The following is a 17212-nucleotide window of genomic DNA, read 5'->3' as shown; positions in this document are numbered from 1 at the left end:
AAATTTTTATTTTTTAAAGGAAATCGATGCAAATCACAACCAAGGTTATAGATACCGCAAACGCTTCTATAAGCGCGAAAATACCGAGCGCGGAGGTAAAATCCAAGCTTGAAAATTTGGCGAAAAAAGCTGCTAAAAATATGAAAATAGACGGATTTAGAGCGGGCAAAGTGCCTGTGAACGTGGTACTAAAAAGATATGAGAAAGAGCTGACCGCCGATGCCGAGCAAGAGGCGGTAAAAGACGCGATCGACGCGGGACTAAAAGAGCTAAATAGAAAATTTGAAGAGGTTATCGGCGAGCCGGTGTTTGATAAATTTGAAAGAGGCGAGAACGAGATAGACGCCCGGATCGAGATTTCGTTTAAACCGGTCATAAACATCGACGGCTACGAGGAGCTGATAGAGAGCGTCAGCACTCCGCGCGTGACTAAAAAAGAGATCGACGAGAGAAAAAACGAAATTTTAAAAATGATGGCTCCGCTGGAAAAAATAGAAAAGGCGGCGCTAGAAAAGGGCGATTTTGCCAAATTTGACTTCGAGGGCTTCGTAGACGGCGCGGCGTTTGAGGGCGGCAAAGCCGAAAACTACCTGCTAGAAATCGGCTCAGGTCAGTTTATACCGGGCTTTGAGGACGGTATGATCGGACTAAAAGTAGGGCAGGAGCGCGACGTGAAGGTTAAATTTCCCGCAGAATACGGCGCGGCGCACCTTGCGGGCAAAGATGCGACCTTTAAGGTAAAGCTTCACGAAATCCAAGGCAAAAAAGTGCCTGAGGAGATCGATGAAGAGACGTTAAAACAAGTGATGCCGGGCGAGGAAAAGGTGAGCGTCGAGCTTTTTGAAGAGAGGCTAAAAGAGCAGATCAAAGCCGACAAGCACGCCAAAAACGTAAATGAGGAGCTAAAGCCGAAATTTGCCGAAGCTATCGTGGCTAAATTTAACTTCGACGTGCCGAAAAATATCGTAGAACAAGAGATGGATATGCAGTTTCGCGGCGCCTGGAGCGGCTTTACGCCGGAGCAAATGGCTAAATTTAGAGAGGATAAGGATGCCCTGGCTAAACAGCGCGAGACCTACCGAGACGACGCAGTTAAAAGCGTGAAGCTGACGTTTATAATAGACGAGTTGGCGCGCCGCAGAAATATTAAGGTAAGCGATCAAGAACTAATTCAGGCTGTTTATTTCGAGGCGTATCGCTCGGGCGTAGATCCTAAACAGCACCTTGAAAACTACAAAAATCAAGGAATTTTACCCGCGATCAAAATGTCGATGATCGAGGAGAAACTGTTTAACGAGATGTTTGCTCTAAAAAGCGATAAAAAAGAGAAAAAGGCGGAGTGATGAGCTACTACATACCCTACGTCATAGAGCGCACGAGCAAAGGCGAGAGAAGCTACGACATCTACTCGCGCCTGCTAAAAGACCGCATAATAATGCTTAGCGGCGAGATCGAAGACGGCATCGCCTCGGCGATCGTGGCTCAGATGTTGTTTTTAGAGGCCGAGGATCCGGACAAGGACATCTACCTATATATAAATAGCCCCGGCGGCGTGATAACGAGCGGATTTAGCATTTACGACACGATGAACTATATCAAGCCCGACGTCTGCACGATCTGCATAGGTCAGGCCGCATCCATGGGCGCGTTTTTGCTTAGCTGCGGCGCGCAGGGCAAGAGATATGCACTGCCAAATTCCCGCATAATGATCCATCAACCTCTAGGCGGCGCGCGCGGACAGGCGACCGATATCGAGATACAGGCGAAAGAAATTTTGCGTATGAAAGAGATTTTAAACGCGATCTTAGCTAAAAACACCGGTCAAAAACTAGCCAAAATCCAAAAAGATACCGACAGGGACTTTTTTATGAGTTCTGCGGAGGCCAAAGAATACGGGCTTATAGATAAGGTTTTGGAAAAAAGCTTTAAGTAAAGAGTAGAATTTGATAAAGTTAGACAACAAAAAAAACGAGACCGTAGCGGCAGAAAAGGACGATGAAAAAGTCCAGGAAGTCCAGGAGAGCGAATTTAACATTTACGGCTTTTCCGAAGCCATCATAAAAGAGCTAACCGAGGAAAATGTCCCCTCGATCCCGAAAAACTACACCGTTTTTTTTGAGAAGATGCTTGAAAAGCAGCCTGATGATTTTAAAAGGAAAGTCGGCGAGATCATAAAGATCGAAGACGAGATGGGCAGGCTCGAAGACGATAGGCAAATAAGTATCGAGCGCGAGGTGAAAAATAGCTTTATGCAAATAAAATGCATGCTCCAGGCCGTCGCGCTAATTTACAAAAATTTAGCTATCTTAAAAACAATAATAAAAAAACGCTCGAGCATCCTTGATCCAAACACAAATTTGCTAACCATCCAAAATATGTTTAACGAATTTAACGAGGATCTAAATAAGCTAAATTTGCTGATGAACAAGCACATCGAAGTGATAAAAACAAGCTACGAAGAGGTCAGTAAGGTTTTTAAAATCGTAGAGGAGCAGTCGATCTACGACCAAAAATTCGACATCTACAATAGAAAATTTTTCTTAAAAACGCTTGAAGTGGAGGTCGGCTACATCAAAAAATACGGTTACAAATCCTCCGTAATGCTCATAAAACCTAAAGAATCCACGATAAGAGAAATCGGCTCGAAGGGGAAATTAGCGTTGTTAAAAAATATCTCGCGTATGCTACTTCGCACGTCAAGGCGTAGCGACGTATTGGCGTATTACGGAGGAGGGTGCTTTGCGATGCTGATGAAACACACCGACATAGAGAGCGCTAAAAAAGCCTGCGAGCGTATCACGGATATGTTTTACGAGACCTCGTTTATGTTAAAGGGCGAAAAATTCGAATTTGATATGGAAGTCGTCGCAAGCGATTTAAATACCGACAAAACCGTCACCGAGCTGCTATCTGCGATACTTGATATGCTCGCAAGAACAGGCAGAGACGCAGAGCACTATATGGTGCTAGAGGACGGCGGTGAAAAGTGATATTGGAAATTTTAACCTATCCGAACAAAAAGCTTTTCGTTAAATCGCTTGAAGTTAAAGTTTTTGACGAAGAGCTGCATAAATTTTTAGACGATATGTATGAAACTATGATCGCTAAAAACGGCATCGGACTGGCCGCTATCCAGACGGGCGAAGCTAAGCGAATTTTGATCGTAAATTTATTTGACGAAGAGAGCAAAGAGCAGCGTAAAGAGGATCTGCTTGAGATCATAAATCCCAAAATTTTACGCAAAGAAGGCGAGATTATTTATCAAGAAGGCTGCCTTAGCGTGCCGGGATACTACGAGGACGTGAAAAGAGCGGAGTTTATCACGCTGGAGTATCAAGACCGTTTCGGACAGCGCCGAGAGCTCGAGGCCGAGGGGCTTTTATCGGTCGCGATCCAGCACGAGATGGATCACCTCGACGGGCACCTTTTTATCGAGCGCATCGGCTACAACAAACGCAAAAAATTCGACAAAGAGTATAAAAAGCAAAAAACTGCATGAAAGCCCTAAAATGCGCCACTTATAACGACGAATTGCGGCTGGTGGACGTCGAGTCCAGTTTTAACCGCGGCTTGCCGGCGCTAAATATCGTAGGTCTCGCGGGAGCCTCTATAAAAGAGAGCGCCGAGCGCGTAAAATCAGCGCTTCTGTCGTTAAATTTCTCCTTCCCCGCGCAAAAAATCATCATAAATTTATCCCCGTCCGATATGCCAAAATCCGGTAGCCACTTCGACCTACCCATCGCGCTTTTAATCGCTTTGCAAAAAGAGCGCGACTTTGAGCCTATTTTCGTATTCGGCGAGCTGGGGCTTGATGGCGGCGTCAAAAGCACTGCGAGCCTTTTTTCTATCTTGCTTTTTTTGAGCGCGAAAGCGCCGGGTTCTCGCGTGCTGATCCCGCAAGAGATAGCGCAAAAAGCGGGCGCGATACCGAATTTGGAAATTTACGCCGTTTCAAATTTGGCCGAAGCGATCAAATTTTTCCTAGAGCCCGAATTTACCGCCTCGTGCAGAGTGGGCAGCGTTCATCCGCTTTTTTCGAATTTGATCAAAATAGGCGAAAAAAGCTTCGTAAAAAATCAAAATTTCGAGCTAAATTTTAGCGACGTAAAAGGCCAAAGTAGGGCAAAAAGAGCCTGCTTGGTGGCCGCTTGCGGTATGCACAATATTATCTTTGAGGGCAGCCCCGGATGCGGTAAAAGTATGAGCGCCAAGCGCCTGCGCTACATTTTGCCGCCGCAAAGCTTGGAGGAGATTTTGCTCAGCTGCGCTTATAGCTCGCTAAATCAGCAGGAGAGCGAATTTTCCGCTTTGCGTGCCTTTCGTAGTCCGCACCACACATCGACGAAAGGCTCGATATTTGGCGGGGGATCGAGCACGGCCAGGATCGGCGAGGTCGGGCTAGCTAACGGCGGGATACTCTTTTTCGACGAGCTTCCGCACTTTGCGCCGCAGATTTTAGAGAGTCTGCGTGAGCCGCTGGAGGACTACAAAATCAACATCTCGCGCGTAAATTCAAAGGTCACGTATGAGACCAAATTTATGTTCGTAGCCGCGATGAACCCTTGCCCCTGCGGCAATCTGCTCTCAAAAAATCTGGAGTGCAAATGCTCCGAGCTTGAGATCAAGCGCTACAAAAGTAAAATTTCAGCTCCCGTGCTAGACCGCATCGACTTATACTTACAGATGGACGAGGTGAGTGCCGATGATAAAAGCGACGTCGTGAGCGAGGCGATGTGGCAGACCGTGCTGCGCGTATTTGAGACGCAAATCTCGCGCGCTCAAAGCGAGCTAAACGGCAAACTCGGCGACGAAGAGATAGCTAAATTTTGCGTCTGCGACGACGAGGCGAGCGGGGCGCTAGATCACGCAACGCAGAGATTTTCTCTTAGCCGCCGCGCCATAAACAAAACCCTAAAAGTCGCCCGCACGATCGCCGACATCGAGGGCTCGCGTATCATCAAAAAGCCGCACATTTTAGAGGCTTTGAGCTACCGAGTGAAGCAGGAGGGCGCATGAAAAAGCTATTTTGGGATACGGCGGTGCTTGACGCTAGGGCCGTGAGCGAGTTTGGGCTTAGCACCGAAGTGCTGATGCAAAACGCCGCAAATGCGTTAGCTCGCGCCGTGCGGACTAGGTTTAAAAAATCATCGCTAAAACGCCGTAAAATTTTAGGCGTCGTCGGCAGCGGAAACAACGGCGCAGACGTGCTCGCCGCGCTTCGGCTTTTGGGCGGCAAATTTGATTGTTTCGCGTTTTTAGCGAGCGACAAACAAAACGAAACCTCAAAAACCGAGCTAACCAGAGCGCTAAAATGCGGCGTAAATTTGATCTCAAATTTGACGGAAAGCGGTGAATTTGACTGTATCATCGACGGGATTTTCGGAACAGGACTTAGCCGCGAGCTAGACGAGCGGACGATAAATTTGATAAATCTACTAAATGCAAAACCCGCCTACAAGCTCGCCTGCGATATCCCGAGCGGACTTGATAAAAACGGCGTGCCGCAAGGCGCGGTCTTTAAGGCTGATACGACCGTGACGATGGGCGCGCTAAAGTCGGCGCTTTATAGCGACTTCGCAAAGGATTGCGTCGGGCGCGTAAAGGTCGCAAATTTGGGCCTTTCGCGCGAGCTTTACGAGACGCAGACGAGCTTTTACAAGCTTGGTAAGAGCGATTTAAATTTGCCGTTTCGCACCAAACAAAACGCTAACAAGGGCGACTTTGGGCACGTGTTTGTCGTGAGCGGCGAAAAGGGCGGAGCGGCGCGTATAGCTGGACTTGCCGCGCTAACGATCGGTGCTGGGCTTGTTAGCGTCGTGGGCGAAAATTTAAACATTGAGCCCGTTTTGATGCAAAGCGCGCGCATAATGCCGAAAATGCGAGTCGGAGCCGTCGGCATGGGGCTTGGCGAGCTTGATGAAGCGCAAAAAGGCGAGCTTTTTAGCGAGCTAAAAACAAAAGACGCGCTCGTTATCGACGCCGATCTTTGCTACGAGCCGCACACGCTTGAGCTTTTAAATAATAAAAACATCGTGATAACGCCGCATCCAAAGGAGTTTGCGAGCCTGCTAGAGCTTGCGAATTTGGGCGAATTTGACACTCGCGAAGTGCAGAAAAATCGCTTCAAACTCGCTCAAATTTTTAGCCGAAATTTTAAATGTGTGCTTGTTTTAAAAGGCGCAAATACGCTAATCGCGCAAGGCGGCGAGGTCTACGTCATGACGCAGGGTAGCGCCGCGCTAGCAAAAGGCGGCAGCGGAGACGCGCTAAGCGGTATCGTCGCAGGACTGCTTGCGCAGGGTTACGACCCGCTAAAAGCCGCGATCTCGGGCACGTTAGCTCACGCGTTAGCCGCGCGCGAAATCAAAATCAACGACTATGCGCTCACGGCCGCGGACGTCATCAAAGGACTCAAATGCTTACGAAAAAAATAGCGGTTTTATTTAGCGGCGGCGGCTCGAATTTGGAGGCGATTTTGCAGAGTCTGCACGGCAAAGTTTTTGGCGAAACCAAGATCGAGGTCGCGCTAACCCTAACAAATAAAGCTAACGCCGGCGGCATAACAAAGGCCGCAAAATACGGCCTGCAAAGCGTCGTAATCGAGCACGTTAATTTTGCCTCGAGAGAGGAATTTGACGCCGCGGTCGTAGCGCAGATAAAGCGCGCTAACGTCGATCTAACGGTGCTTGCGGGCTTTATGCGCATTCTCACGCCCGTTTTTACGCGAGAGATTCGCGCGATAAATTTGCACCCGTCGCTGCTGCCGCTTTTTAAGGGTGCGCACGCGATAAAAGAGAGCTTTGATAGCGATATGAAGGTGGGCGGCGTGAGCGTGCACTGGGTCAGCGAGGAGCTAGATGGCGGTGCGATCATCGCTCAGCGCGCGTTTGAAAAGAGCGCGGGAATGAGTTTTGAAGCTTACGAGGCCAAAATCCACGCGATAGAGCATGAAATTTTGCCCGAAACCATCGTGCAAATTTTAACCGGCAAAGAGTAAAATTTGGCGTCTAAATTTGAGTCAAATTTATGATTTTTGTGAAGTAGGGCATAAATTTAGCCAAATTTCGACTTGCAAATTTCAAATTTTCGCACCCGTTTTTTACGCTACGTCAAATTTAAAAACATAAATTTGTAAAATCGTCATAATCGCAAACTTCGCTCGACTGTTAAAATATCAAAAACGTTAAATTTGGCCTATTTTGCTCTAATAAGGTGCTTTCGCGTCGCTTGCTAAAATTAAAATGAAATTTGGCGGCGGGTATTGCGCTAAATTTAAGCTCGAAATACGTCTGTAAATTTGATCGTAAATCGCCTTCCTGCTCGCAAATTTTGCCAAAAACCGTAAATTTGAAGCGGTAAATTTACAAAACGTGCGCTCCGGATAAGACGATGTAAATTCGACCGACTTTGCGTATCGCTCAAAGCTAAAACAAATTTACGTCTTTGAATGCAAATTTATCTCAAAAGTCGCAACTAAAATTTATCCAAAGTATCAGGCGCCTAAAAATAGGTTTATAGGAGTCGTGCGAATAACAAAAGCAAGCGCTAAATTTTGAAATTTGAAGGCATAAAGCTAAGATAAATCGCGGCAATAAAACAGGCTAAAAATTTAAAATTTATAGGCGAGGTCACGTCAAATTTAAAGCCGAAAAGCTCCGCCAAAAAATAAATTTACTCGGCTTTAAAACCGCCGCCGAAAGCCTTATAGACGTCCACGACGGAGCTAATGAGATTTAAATTCGCCTCGATGTCTTGGAGCCTAACGGAGAGTAGGTTGCGCTGCGCATCGAGTAGCTCCAGATGCCCGGTGTAGCCCTCCTCGAACTGATCTTTGGCTAACTTATAGATTTTTTCTTGCGAGAGCAGGAGCTCTTTGACTTGATTTAGCGTTAGTTTGGCGTTTTTGCGGTTGTTTAGCGCGTCTGCTACCTCGCCAAGAGCCTTTTTGATCGCCGCTTCGTAGGCTACGGCCGCGATTTGCTCGTTGGTTTCGGCGATACGGACGTTGTTTTTGGTTCTGCCGTAGTCGAAAATTTTCTGCACCAAAGAGCCGCCTATGCTCCACGTGTTGGCGTTGCTGATAAAGATATTTTCAAAATCTATGCTAGAAAATCCGAAAAGTCCCGTTAGCGAGATGGACGGCAGATAGTCGGCCTTTGCGACGCCGATTAGCGCGTTAGTGGCGTTTAGATCGGCGTAGGCTTTAGCTACGTCGCTCCTTCGCAGCAGTATGTCCGCGCTCACGCCTGCACTCACTTCGGGCTCTTTGGGTAGCATTTTAGCGCTCTGCACGGCTCCGTTTAGGATCTCGTCGTTTGATTTGCCTGTTAGCACCGCTAGCGACGTTAGAGCCTGAGACATCGAGGTTTGCACCTCTAGTAGGCTTACTTTGGCGCTTTGTGCGGCGGCTTTGCTTTGCAGATAGGTTGTTTCGTTTATGCCGCCCAGATCAAGCTGCGTTTTGCGAAGCGCCAACGTCTCCTCGTAGGTTTTTAGCGTGTCTTTTAGCACGGCTTCGCGCATATTTAGAGCCACGAGCGCGAAGTAGCTTTTAGCTACGCTAGAGCTTATGCTAAGGCGTGCGGTAGCGTAGTCGAGCTTGGTCGCGTTTAGGCTAGCTTTGGCCGACTCGACGCTGTTTCTCACTCTGCCCCACAGGTCTATCTCGTAGCTTAGGCCTAAATTTACCTGCGAGGTTCGGTAGCGCGTCTGAGGCTGCTTGGTGTAGGTTTCGCCGCTGCTTTTTGCTTTGGTATAGCCGACGTTTAAATTTACGCTAGGAAAAAGATCGGCTTCCGAGATGCCTAGGCTTGCGGCCGCTTTTTGCAAATTTAAATAAGCCGTGCGAAGGTCGGTATTTTTCTCTAGCGCGCTAGCTACGAGGGCGTTTAGGTTTTCGTCGCCAAACTCCTTCCACCACTCGTCTCTGATGTCGCTAGTTTCAAATTTATACGTAGTTTCAAATGTCGTATCGACCTCGGGGATATCGGGTCGAAACGAGCAGCCCGCTAAAAATAGCGCCGCGGCTAAAGTTAAAATTTTATACATTTTTGACCTCCTGTGCTCCGCTTGGTTTTTTGTCCCAGACTTTGTTATTTAGCTTTTCTAGCAGATAGTAAAACATCGGTATGAAAAATATCGCTATCGTAGTGGCCGCTATCATGCCGCCGATCACGCCCGTGCCTAGCGAGTGGCGAGACGCCGCGCCTGCGCCCGTGCTGATAACCATCGGGAAAACGCCCAAAGTAAACGCTAGCGAGGTCATGACGATCGGGCGAAAGCGAAGCCTTGCCGCGTTAACGGCTGCGTCAAATACGCTCTTGCCCGCTAACCTTTCTTGCATCGCAAATTCGACGATAAGGATCGCGTTTTTAGCCGATAGACCGATGAGAAGCAGTAGTCCGATCTGAAAGTAAATGTCGTTTGTTAGCCCTCTAGCCCAAACCGCGGCCAGCGAACCGAAAACCGCGAACGGAACGGCCGTGATAACGGCTAGCGGGATGAGCCAGCGCTCGTACTGCGCGGCTAGTATCAAAAATACGAAAATCATACCGAAGATAAACGCCGTCGTGCCCGTGCCTTGCGAGCTGACCTCCTGATACGCCGTGCCCGCCCAGCTGATGGCGTACTCTTCCGTATTTAGCGTCTGCTCGACTACCTCTTGTATCGCTTTTATCGCGTCGCCCGAGGTGTAGCCCGGTTTTGGGTCGCCTTGGATCTTAGCTGCGGGGAAAAGGTTAAATCTATCAACGATATCGGGGCCCAAAATCCTAGTTAGAGTAGCGACGGAGTTTAGCGGTATCATCTCGCCGCCGCTTGAGCGAACGTAAATTTTACGCAAATCTTCGGGATTGTTTCTAAAACCCTCTTCGCCTCTGGCATAGACGCGGTAAGATTTACCGAAAAGGTTAAAGTCGTTGATATAGTAAGAGCCGAAAGTCGAGCTTATCGCGCTAAAAATTTCGCTCTCGCTAATGCCGAACATTTGGGCTTTTTGCTTATCGACGTCGATTTTAAACTGACGGTAATTAGTCTCTAGCGTCGAGCGCACGCCGGTTAGATCCGGGCGCGCATTCGCCGCGGCGACTACTTTTTTCACGTCCGCTTCGATCTGGGCGTAGCTCTTGCCGCTTTTGTTTTGCAGATACATCTCAAAGCCGCCCGTCATCGAAAGACCCATAATGGGCGGAACATTTACTACAAAGCTCATCGACTCCTTCGAGCCCCAAAGCATACCGTTAAAAGGCCCGGTTAGCGCGCCCGCTTGGCTGTCCGGCGTTTTTCTCTCGCTCCAATCTTTTAGTTTGATAAAGCTAATGGCGGAGTTTTCTCTAAGCGCGCCCGCGATCATATCGTATCCCGCAAAACTCATCATAAACTCGATATTCGGGTTACTAAGGATAGCTTGATTGATATTTTTAACTTCTTCTTTGGTTTTTAGCATATTGCTTGACGGCGGTAGCGAAGTGATAACTATCAAAGAACCCTTGTCTTCGGACGGTACGAGGGCGCTCGGGACTTTTTTAAACAGCTCGAACGTCGCATAACCCATAACGCCTATCAAAATAAGGCTGATGATGACGTGGCGAAGCACCTTTGCTACGCCGGCGGTAAAAATTTTAGTGCTCCAGTCGAAAAAGTCGTTAAATTTACGCACTATCCAAAAAGGCTCGCTCTCTTGTCTTTTTAGCATAACGCCGCAAAGCGCCGGAGTAAGCGTAAGCGCGACGAAACCTGAGATACAAACGGAGGTAACCAGCGTGAGCGCGAACTGGCGCTGGATGACACCTACAAAACCCTCCATAAAAGCGACCGGAACGAAAACCGCAGAGAGCACTAGCACGATCGAGATGACGGGGGTTTGCACTTCTTCCATCGCTTTATAGGTTGCTTCTTTGACGGTTACGGTTTTATCCTCGTGTAAAATTCTCTCCACGTTTTCGATGACTATGATAGCATCGTCCACGACGATACCGATAGCTAGGATGAGCGCGAAAAGAGTGATCAAATTTATACTAAATCCCATCGCGTATAGTCCGCCAAACGTCCCGATGATCGAGACCGGAACGGCTAGCATCGGGATGATAGTGGCGCGGATACTCTTTAAAAACATATACATAACGATGATAACCAGGATCATCGCCTCGATAAAGGTCTTTACGACTTCGTCGATAGAGACGTCGATAAATTCGGTCGGATTGTAAGCGATCGTGTGCTTAAAACCGGCGGGGAAATTTTTACTTAGCTCGTCAAGCTTTGCGTTTACCGCCTTCGCCGTGGCTAGGGCGTTAGCATCGTTTTGCATAAAGATTAAAAGCGGGATAGCGTCTTTGCCGTTTAGCATAGCGTCTGCGGCATAGCTAGCGGCTCCGAGCTCTACCTCGGCGACGTCTTTTAGTTTTAGGACCGCTCCGTCGGCGCTTTTTATGATTATATCGCCAAATTGCGCTGCGTTTTTGAGACGTCCGTCCGTGCGAACGGAATAAACGTAAGGGTTGGCGCCGTCTGAGGGCTGCTCGCCTATTTTGCCCGCGGCGTATTGGCTGTTTTGGATTTTTACTTGAGCTATTACGTCGCCGGGAGTTAGCTTGTAGTGAGCTAAAATATCGGGCTTTAGCCAAATTCTCATCGAGTATTCTTTGCTACCGATAGTGACCGTATCGCCTACGCCGCTAACCCTTTTTACTTCGTCGGCGATGTTTAAATTTACGTAGTTATACATCTCGACCAGGTTCATGTTCGGACTCGTAAAGCCGATGACTTCTAGGATCGAGCCGCTGCGTTCGCGCACGGTCACGCCCATGTTTTGCACTTCTTGAGGCAGCCTTGATAGCGCGGCTTGGACGCGGTTATTTACGTCGATCGTGGCTTGTTTGGCCGAGGTACCGATTTTAAAATAAACGTTTATATTCAGCGAACCGCTCGAGCTTGAGGTGCTTTGTATATAGAGCATATTTTCCACGCCGTTTATCTGATCCTCTATCGCGCTGGCTACGGAGTCGGCGATAGTCTGAGCGTCGGCGCCCGTATAGACGGCGCTAACGGAAATTTGAGGCGGGGTTAGCTTCGGATACTCCTCGATGGGAAGCCCTTTTATCGCCATCATTCCCGCTATCACGATGATGATGGAAACGACGGTAGCGAATATCGGGCGATTTATAAAAAATTTAGAAAACATCAATTCGCCTTTTTGGCTTGCTCGGTTCGAGGCGTTAAATCCGGACTCTTGCCGAAGCTTTCCGTTAGATCTTTATCTATCTCGACGGGTGCACCAACGCCGATTTTTAAGAAGTTATTCATTATGATCTTATCTCCCTCGTTTAGCCCTTCGCTAACGACTGCGGCGTCTTTTGTTTGGTAGGTGATTTTTACGTCCTTAGAGGCTACTTTGCCCTCGGATACGACTAGCACGTAGGTCTTGACGTCGGTTTGCTGGAGCGCTACTTGAGGGATTTTAAAGCCGTCTTTTTGATAAAATCCGTCCATTTTTATGTGGCCGAACATACCCGGCAGTAGTTTGCCCTCGTCGTTGTTAAATTCGGCCTTAGCCAGCACGCTGCCCATATTCGTATTTACGACGTTATCGATGAAATTTACCTTGCCGTTAAATTCTTCGGAGCCGACTTTTAGCACGGCGCCAGAGTTCGTCTGCACCCAGAGGCTGCTTTCTTGCATTTTGACGCGGTTTAGGTTATCGACGTCCGAGATATAAAAGTGCGCCTCGATCGGGTTGATTTTGGTTAGGCGCACTAGCTGGGTCGAGTTTGCGACGACTAGCGAGCCCACATCCGCGAGATTATCGCCCAAAACGCCGTCAAAAGGCGCGGTTATGCTCGTGTAGCTAAGGTCTATTTTGGCGTTTTTAGCGTTTGCTCTGGCGCTTAGTAAATTCGCGTTTGCGATCTCGAGCGCAGAAACGGCTGCATCGTAGTCTTTTTGCGAAACGGCGTTTTTCTTGTATAAATTCGAGATTCTGTTAAATTCGGTTTGAGCGTTTTTTAAATTTGCGTTTGCTACGCCGATGGCGGCCTCAAGCGCGTCGTAGCCGGCTTGGTATTTTTCGGGGTCTATCAAAAACAGTTTGTCGCCCGCTTTTACGCTGTCGCCCGGCTTAAAAAATTGTTTGATTATCGTGCCGCTTACTTTAGGATAGATGATCACGTCTTGTTGGCTCGTTAGAGTCGCGGTGTAGTCAAAGCTGATCGGCACGTTTGATTTTTTAGCTACGAATACATCGACTTTTGACGGCGGCATTTGCCGTTGTTGTCCCGCTGCTGCGCTTTTTTTGTCTTTTTCGTCAAAGCAAGCCGTAAAAAGAAGCGATGTCAATAATAAAACCGAGAGAGTTTTAAAATTTCTCATAAAATTTGCCTTTATTTTTTGGGATATTATACATAAAATTTGGGATGTAATATTATTACAAACAAAGTCGGCTACTTTACTCTTATTTATACGAAAAGTCAAATTTTTGAGGGTCGAGATTAGCGTCTTTTCACGCCGTGTAAAAACATATCTATGCGCGTTTTTATATGCTCTTCGCGTTCTTTTTCGTTTAGCGCTATGTCCTCGTTTAGCAAAACCGCATTATAATGATAAGGCTCTCTCACGACTGCGGCGAAAGCGACTGCGGCGACGTAAGGCGAGACGTTTGGGTTTAGCTGGGCTTTTATATCTTCTCGCTCGAAAAAATCTACTAAAATTTTATCGATTTTGCTTAAAATTTGATCCAAAAATTCTTTACCCAAAAGCCCGTTATTTTTCGCGCCTTCGCTCATCATTACTCTTGAGATTAGCGTAGTTTTCTTTTCGCAGATGATGTCGAAAAATATTCCCGCAAATTTAACCAAAAAATCATCCAGCTTGTGGGGTAAATTTAGATCGATTTTCTCGTCTATCTGCGCCCTAAAGTCATCAAATCCTCGTTCGACGATGGCGCGAAAAAGTCCTTCTTTGTTCTCAAAAAATTTGTAGATGCTTGCCAGCGATCCGCCGCTTTTTTTGATAATATCCGTTAAACTCGTGTTTTCGTAGCCTTTTTCGAGGAAAATTTCAAGTCCCGCTTGGATAAATTTCTCTTTTCTTTCGGCGCTTCGTTTCGTCGGTTTCGTGTTCATTTATTCACCCCTCAAATTTTTTAAAAAATCTTAAAGTATGATTATACTATAAAAAAATAATTTTTTACTTGCTCGGGTGGGCAAAGATAGTCTGTCTTTTAATATTTATTTTTTCTTTGTCGTCTGCGGCGTATGCATGGATCTTGATTTTTGTCGTTTGCTCATTCGTGCCGGCAAATGCCGCCTTGGGCGCGCTTAGCACGACTACGACCTTCTTTTTTTCGCCCGCTTTTAGCGAAATTTGAGCCTTGGGGCGCTCGATTTTTATCTGCGCTTTAGCTTCCTCTGCGCTAACGTCAAAGTAAAATTCGTGTGCATTAGCATCCGTGTTTTCAAACAAAAACACGTAGGCATTTTCGACTTCGCCGCTTTTATTTACCTTATATAGCTCGCTCGTGCGGTTGATGTTTAGCAGCATGTTCTCTTTTTTAGCGCTCATTAGCGTTAGCGCGGTCGCGGCGATAGCGATGATGGCGCAGTAGCCGACGGTTTTAAAGCGCAAATACCGCACTTTTTGTTTGGTTTTTAGCGAATTTGAGCTAGTCCAGCTAATTAGACTAGGTAAATTTAGCCCCGACATCGTTTTCGTGCATGCATCGACGCACTCCAGGCAGTTTATGCACTCTAGCTGCATGCCCTTTCTGATGTCGATGTGCGTCGGGCAAATTTTCACGCAGGCCTCGCAGCCGGTGCATTCGTTTTGCGGCTCCGGCGGTTTTTTCCAGAGTTTGGTTTGACCGTCAAAAATTTTACCGCCGCGCGCCTCGTCGTATATGACCTGCACGCTATCACCATCGATCATCACCGACTGCACTCTAGCGTAGGGGCAGACGTAAACGCAAAAATTTTCGCCTAAAAACGCGACGTCAAAAATCAAAAACGCCGCGATAACAAGCCATGCTCCAAGCAAAATTTTATGTTCGGCCGGATCTGAAATTTGAGCAAAAAAGTCCTGCGGCGGAACGAAAAGCCATAGAAAATTCGCCGCCGCGATAAAAGATAAAACGCTCCAGATCGCAATCGCTAGCACATTTTTGACGCCGCTCTCGGCCTGTGTTTGTTTGTTTGAAACGCTTTTGCGGATTTTTAAAATTTTAGTTTGTATAAGGTCGCGATAGATAGTGCGAAATATCGTCTGAGGACAGCTCCAGCCGCACCAGACGCGACCGCCCAAATTCGTCATAAAAAATATGAAAATAAAAAAAATGATGAGCACGAAAGGCATCAAAAACAGCTCTTGGACGTTAAATTTAGCAAAAAGCAGATGCAGTTCGCCGCGCTCAAAGCTTAGTAGGAAAAATTGATTTCCCCCGATGCGAACAAAGGGCAGAAATAGCGCGGTACAGGTGATCAGGATGTAGGCGATATAGCGCTTTGATGCGAATTTGAAATAATTTTTATACTCTTGTTTTGTCATAATTCATCCTAATTACAAAATAGTGATATTTTTTGCTAAATTATAGTTTTAATGTGATTAAAAGCGAATTAAATATCGCTTTTATAATGTTTTATACTATAATTATCTGAATAATCATTAAAGGATGTGCTATGAAAAAAATTTCAAGAAGAAATTTTATCAAAACCGGCCTCGCGGCAGCCGCTGTGGGCGCGCTAAATTTGCAAGCGGCGCAGGATGATGAGATAAAATGGGACGCGGAATACGATGTCTTGGTAGTGGGTAGCGGCCTTAGCGCAAACGTCGCAGGCATCGTAGCTGCCGAGGGCGGGCTCGGCGTGGCGCTACTGGAAAAGATGTCGCGAACGGGCGGCAACTCCGTCATTTCTCAGCTTGATTTTGCCTGCGTGGGCTCCGAACAACAGGAAAAAGCCGGTATCAAAGACTCCATCGAGCTTTTCGTAAAAGATTTAAACAAGGCGGGCAAGGGCTTTAACTACATAGAGCAGTCTTATAGAATCGCTCAAAATTCAAAAAGAGCGTATGAATTCGTCAAAGCAAGAGGCGTGCAATATGCCGAAAAGCTAAAGCATTTAGGCGGACATAGCGTGGCAAGAAGCCTAGAGACCGTAGGCGGTGGCGGAGCGTGCGTGCAGGCGCTAAATTCTCATTTTGAGAGCAAGGGCGGTAAGACGCTAAAGCGCGTAAAAGTCGATGAAATCGTGCTGGATAAAAACGGCGCGGCGATAGGGCTAAAAGTGAGAGAGGAATATAAATTTGATAAAAACCTAGCCGACGACGACGCGCAAAACGTTTCAGGAGACGTTAAATTTTATAAAGCTAAAAAGGCCGTGATTTTTGCAAGCGGCGGATTTTCGGCGGATAAAGCCTTTAAAGCGGCGCAAAATCCAAGGCTCGCTCTAGCCTCCACTCCGTCAAATCCGGGCGCAACGGCCGGCGCGCTAAAAACGATGATAAAAGCGGGTGCGATGCCTGTACAGCTTAGCCTGGGACGCTATTCGTTCGGTATTCCGACGGAGGATTTGATATTTGCCATCTCGGTCGACGGTAAAAACTCAAAGAGATTTATGAACGAAGACGGCGACAGGCAGACTTTGTCCGATAATATTTTAGAAAATATGCAAAAAAACGAAAGCGATCTGTTTCCGACTATAATCTTTGACGAGACGGGATTTACCTCCAGTCATGACCCAAAAAGGCTGCAAAAATTTATAGAAACCGGCAAGATGAAAAAATTTGAGAGCTTAGACGAGCTGGCGGCAGAATTTAAGCTAAACGTGCAAATTTTAAAAGAGGAGATAAAGCGGTATAACGAAAACGTCGCGGCAAAAACCGATGCCGATTTTAAAAAAGATTTAAGCAAATTCGCTCCGATAGAAAAGGCGCCGTTTTACGCGATACTCGGGACTCCCGGCATCAGCTATACTCCGGGCGGCGTGAGAGTAAATTTAAACTTTGAAGTCCTTAATATAAACGATAGCAAGCCTATTAAAAATTTATACGCCGTAGGCGAGGCGACGGGCGGAGTGCACGGATTTACGAGGCTTACTAGCTGCTCGACGCCCGATTGTATCAGCTCGGCGATGATAGCGGCGGAGCATATACTGAAAGGCTAAATTTAAAACCCGGGCGGCGGGCAAAGCTTAAATTTATTAAATTTAAACTATAATCGCCGTCTATT

The 17212-nt window shown here is 47.0% G+C and carries 13 protein-coding genes; 8 read left to right on the top strand and 5 right to left on the bottom strand.

Annotation, left to right across the window (positions count from 1 at the left end):
- Window positions 1-26 precede the first annotated feature (26 nt).
- The 7 genes from tig to purN are packed head-to-tail and all read left to right on the top strand — an operon-like array spanning window position 27 to window position 6997.
- Window positions 27-1343, top strand: a complete 1317-nt coding sequence (gene tig / locus CRECT_RS11575; protein WP_002944857.1) for a trigger factor — start codon at window positions 27-29, stop codon at window positions 1341-1343.
- Complete coding sequence (clpP, locus tag CRECT_RS11570) at window positions 1343-1933, top strand: ATP-dependent Clp endopeptidase proteolytic subunit ClpP (RefSeq protein ID WP_002944881.1); 591 nt, start codon at window positions 1343-1345, stop codon at window positions 1931-1933. The genes tig and clpP overlap by 1 nt, the downstream gene beginning before the upstream one ends.
- Before the next feature lie 10 nt (window positions 1934-1943).
- Window positions 1944-2990 carry a GGDEF domain-containing protein gene (locus CRECT_RS11565; protein WP_171992756.1) on the top strand — a complete coding sequence of 349 codons (1047 nt, stop codon included), beginning with the start codon at window positions 1944-1946 and terminating at the stop codon, window positions 2988-2990.
- Window positions 2987-3499 carry a peptide deformylase gene (def, locus tag CRECT_RS11560; protein WP_002944902.1) on the top strand — a complete coding sequence of 171 codons (513 nt, stop codon included), beginning with the start codon at window positions 2987-2989 and terminating at the stop codon, window positions 3497-3499. The genes CRECT_RS11565 and def overlap by 4 nt, the downstream gene beginning before the upstream one ends.
- Complete coding sequence (locus CRECT_RS11555) at window positions 3496-5016, top strand: YifB family Mg chelatase-like AAA ATPase (RefSeq protein WP_002944867.1); 1521 nt, start codon at window positions 3496-3498, stop codon at window positions 5014-5016. Before def ends, CRECT_RS11555 begins: the two co-directional genes overlap by 4 nt.
- Window positions 5013-6434, top strand: a complete 1422-nt coding sequence (locus CRECT_RS11550; RefSeq protein WP_002944868.1) for a bifunctional ADP-dependent NAD(P)H-hydrate dehydratase/NAD(P)H-hydrate epimerase — start codon at window positions 5013-5015, stop codon at window positions 6432-6434. Before CRECT_RS11555 ends, CRECT_RS11550 begins: the two co-directional genes overlap by 4 nt.
- Complete coding sequence (gene purN, locus CRECT_RS11545; protein ID WP_002944910.1) at window positions 6416-6997, top strand: phosphoribosylglycinamide formyltransferase; 582 nt, start codon at window positions 6416-6418, stop codon at window positions 6995-6997. The genes CRECT_RS11550 and purN overlap by 19 nt, the downstream gene beginning before the upstream one ends.
- Window positions 6998-7671: 674 nt before the next feature.
- Here purN and CRECT_RS11540 read toward each other — a convergent pair.
- From CRECT_RS11540 to ccoG, 5 genes are all read right to left on the bottom strand, one after another.
- Window positions 7672-9048 carry an efflux transporter outer membrane subunit gene (locus CRECT_RS11540; protein ID WP_171992755.1) on the bottom strand — a complete coding sequence of 459 codons (1377 nt, stop codon included), beginning with the start codon at window positions 9046-9048 and terminating at the stop codon, window positions 7672-7674.
- Window positions 9041-12178 (bottom strand): efflux RND transporter permease subunit, encoded by a 3138-nt coding sequence (locus tag CRECT_RS11535; RefSeq protein WP_002944879.1) that lies wholly within the window; start codon window positions 12176-12178, stop codon window positions 9041-9043. The genes CRECT_RS11540 and CRECT_RS11535 overlap by 8 nt, the downstream gene beginning before the upstream one ends.
- Complete coding sequence (locus CRECT_RS11530; protein ID WP_002944893.1) at window positions 12178-13362, bottom strand: efflux RND transporter periplasmic adaptor subunit; 1185 nt, start codon at window positions 13360-13362, stop codon at window positions 12178-12180. Before CRECT_RS11530 ends, CRECT_RS11535 begins: the two co-directional genes overlap by 1 nt.
- Window positions 13363-13481: 119 nt before the next feature.
- Complete coding sequence (locus CRECT_RS11525) at window positions 13482-14114, bottom strand: TetR/AcrR family transcriptional regulator (RefSeq protein ID WP_002944875.1); 633 nt, start codon at window positions 14112-14114, stop codon at window positions 13482-13484.
- Window positions 14115-14178: 64 nt separating this feature from the next.
- On the bottom strand, window positions 14179-15531 hold the full coding sequence (gene ccoG, locus CRECT_RS11520) for a cytochrome c oxidase accessory protein CcoG (protein ID WP_002944872.1): 1353 nt from the start codon (window positions 15529-15531) through the stop codon (window positions 14179-14181).
- Window positions 15532-15662: 131 nt separating this feature from the next.
- Here ccoG and CRECT_RS11515 point away from each other — a divergent pair, with 131 nt between their 5' ends.
- Window positions 15663-17147: a flavocytochrome c gene (locus CRECT_RS11515; protein WP_002944907.1), complete on the top strand. Its 1485-nt coding sequence runs from the start codon at window positions 15663-15665 to the stop codon at window positions 17145-17147.
- Window positions 17148-17212: the final 65 nt, after the last annotated feature.

Origin of the sequence: Campylobacter rectus (genome assembly GCF_004803795.1) — a bacterium.
Taxonomy (GTDB): domain Bacteria; phylum Campylobacterota; class Campylobacteria; order Campylobacterales; family Campylobacteraceae; genus Campylobacter_A; species Campylobacter_A rectus.
This window is presented reverse-complemented; position numbering and strand designations above follow the sequence as displayed.

What these genes read in the sequence shown, in the direction of transcription:
- CRECT_RS11550 (WP_002944868.1), top strand. Translation starts at nt 5,013, where the DNA reads ATGAAAAAGCTATTTTGGGATACGGCGGTGCTTGACGCTAGGGCCGTG.
- CRECT_RS11535 (WP_002944879.1), bottom strand. Translation starts at nt 12,178, where the DNA reads ATGTTTTCTAAATTTTTTATAAATCGCCCGATATTCGCTACCGTCGTT.
- CRECT_RS11515 (WP_002944907.1), top strand. Translation starts at nt 15,663, where the DNA reads ATGAAAAAAATTTCAAGAAGAAATTTTATCAAAACCGGCCTCGCGGCA.
- CRECT_RS11525 (WP_002944875.1), bottom strand. Translation starts at nt 14,114, where the DNA reads ATGAACACGAAACCGACGAAACGAAGCGCCGAAAGAAAAGAGAAATTT.
- CRECT_RS11555 (WP_002944867.1), top strand. Translation starts at nt 3,496, where the DNA reads ATGAAAGCCCTAAAATGCGCCACTTATAACGACGAATTGCGGCTGGTG.
- CRECT_RS11540 (WP_171992755.1), bottom strand. Translation starts at nt 9,048, where the DNA reads ATGTATAAAATTTTAACTTTAGCCGCGGCGCTATTTTTAGCGGGCTGC.
- clpP (WP_002944881.1), top strand. Translation starts at nt 1,343, where the DNA reads ATGAGCTACTACATACCCTACGTCATAGAGCGCACGAGCAAAGGCGAG.
- purN (WP_002944910.1), top strand. Translation starts at nt 6,416, where the DNA reads ATGCTTACGAAAAAAATAGCGGTTTTATTTAGCGGCGGCGGCTCGAAT.
- tig (WP_002944857.1), top strand. Translation starts at nt 27, where the DNA reads ATGCAAATCACAACCAAGGTTATAGATACCGCAAACGCTTCTATAAGC.
- ccoG (WP_002944872.1), bottom strand. Translation starts at nt 15,531, where the DNA reads ATGACAAAACAAGAGTATAAAAATTATTTCAAATTCGCATCAAAGCGC.
- CRECT_RS11530 (WP_002944893.1), bottom strand. Translation starts at nt 13,362, where the DNA reads ATGAGAAATTTTAAAACTCTCTCGGTTTTATTATTGACATCGCTTCTT.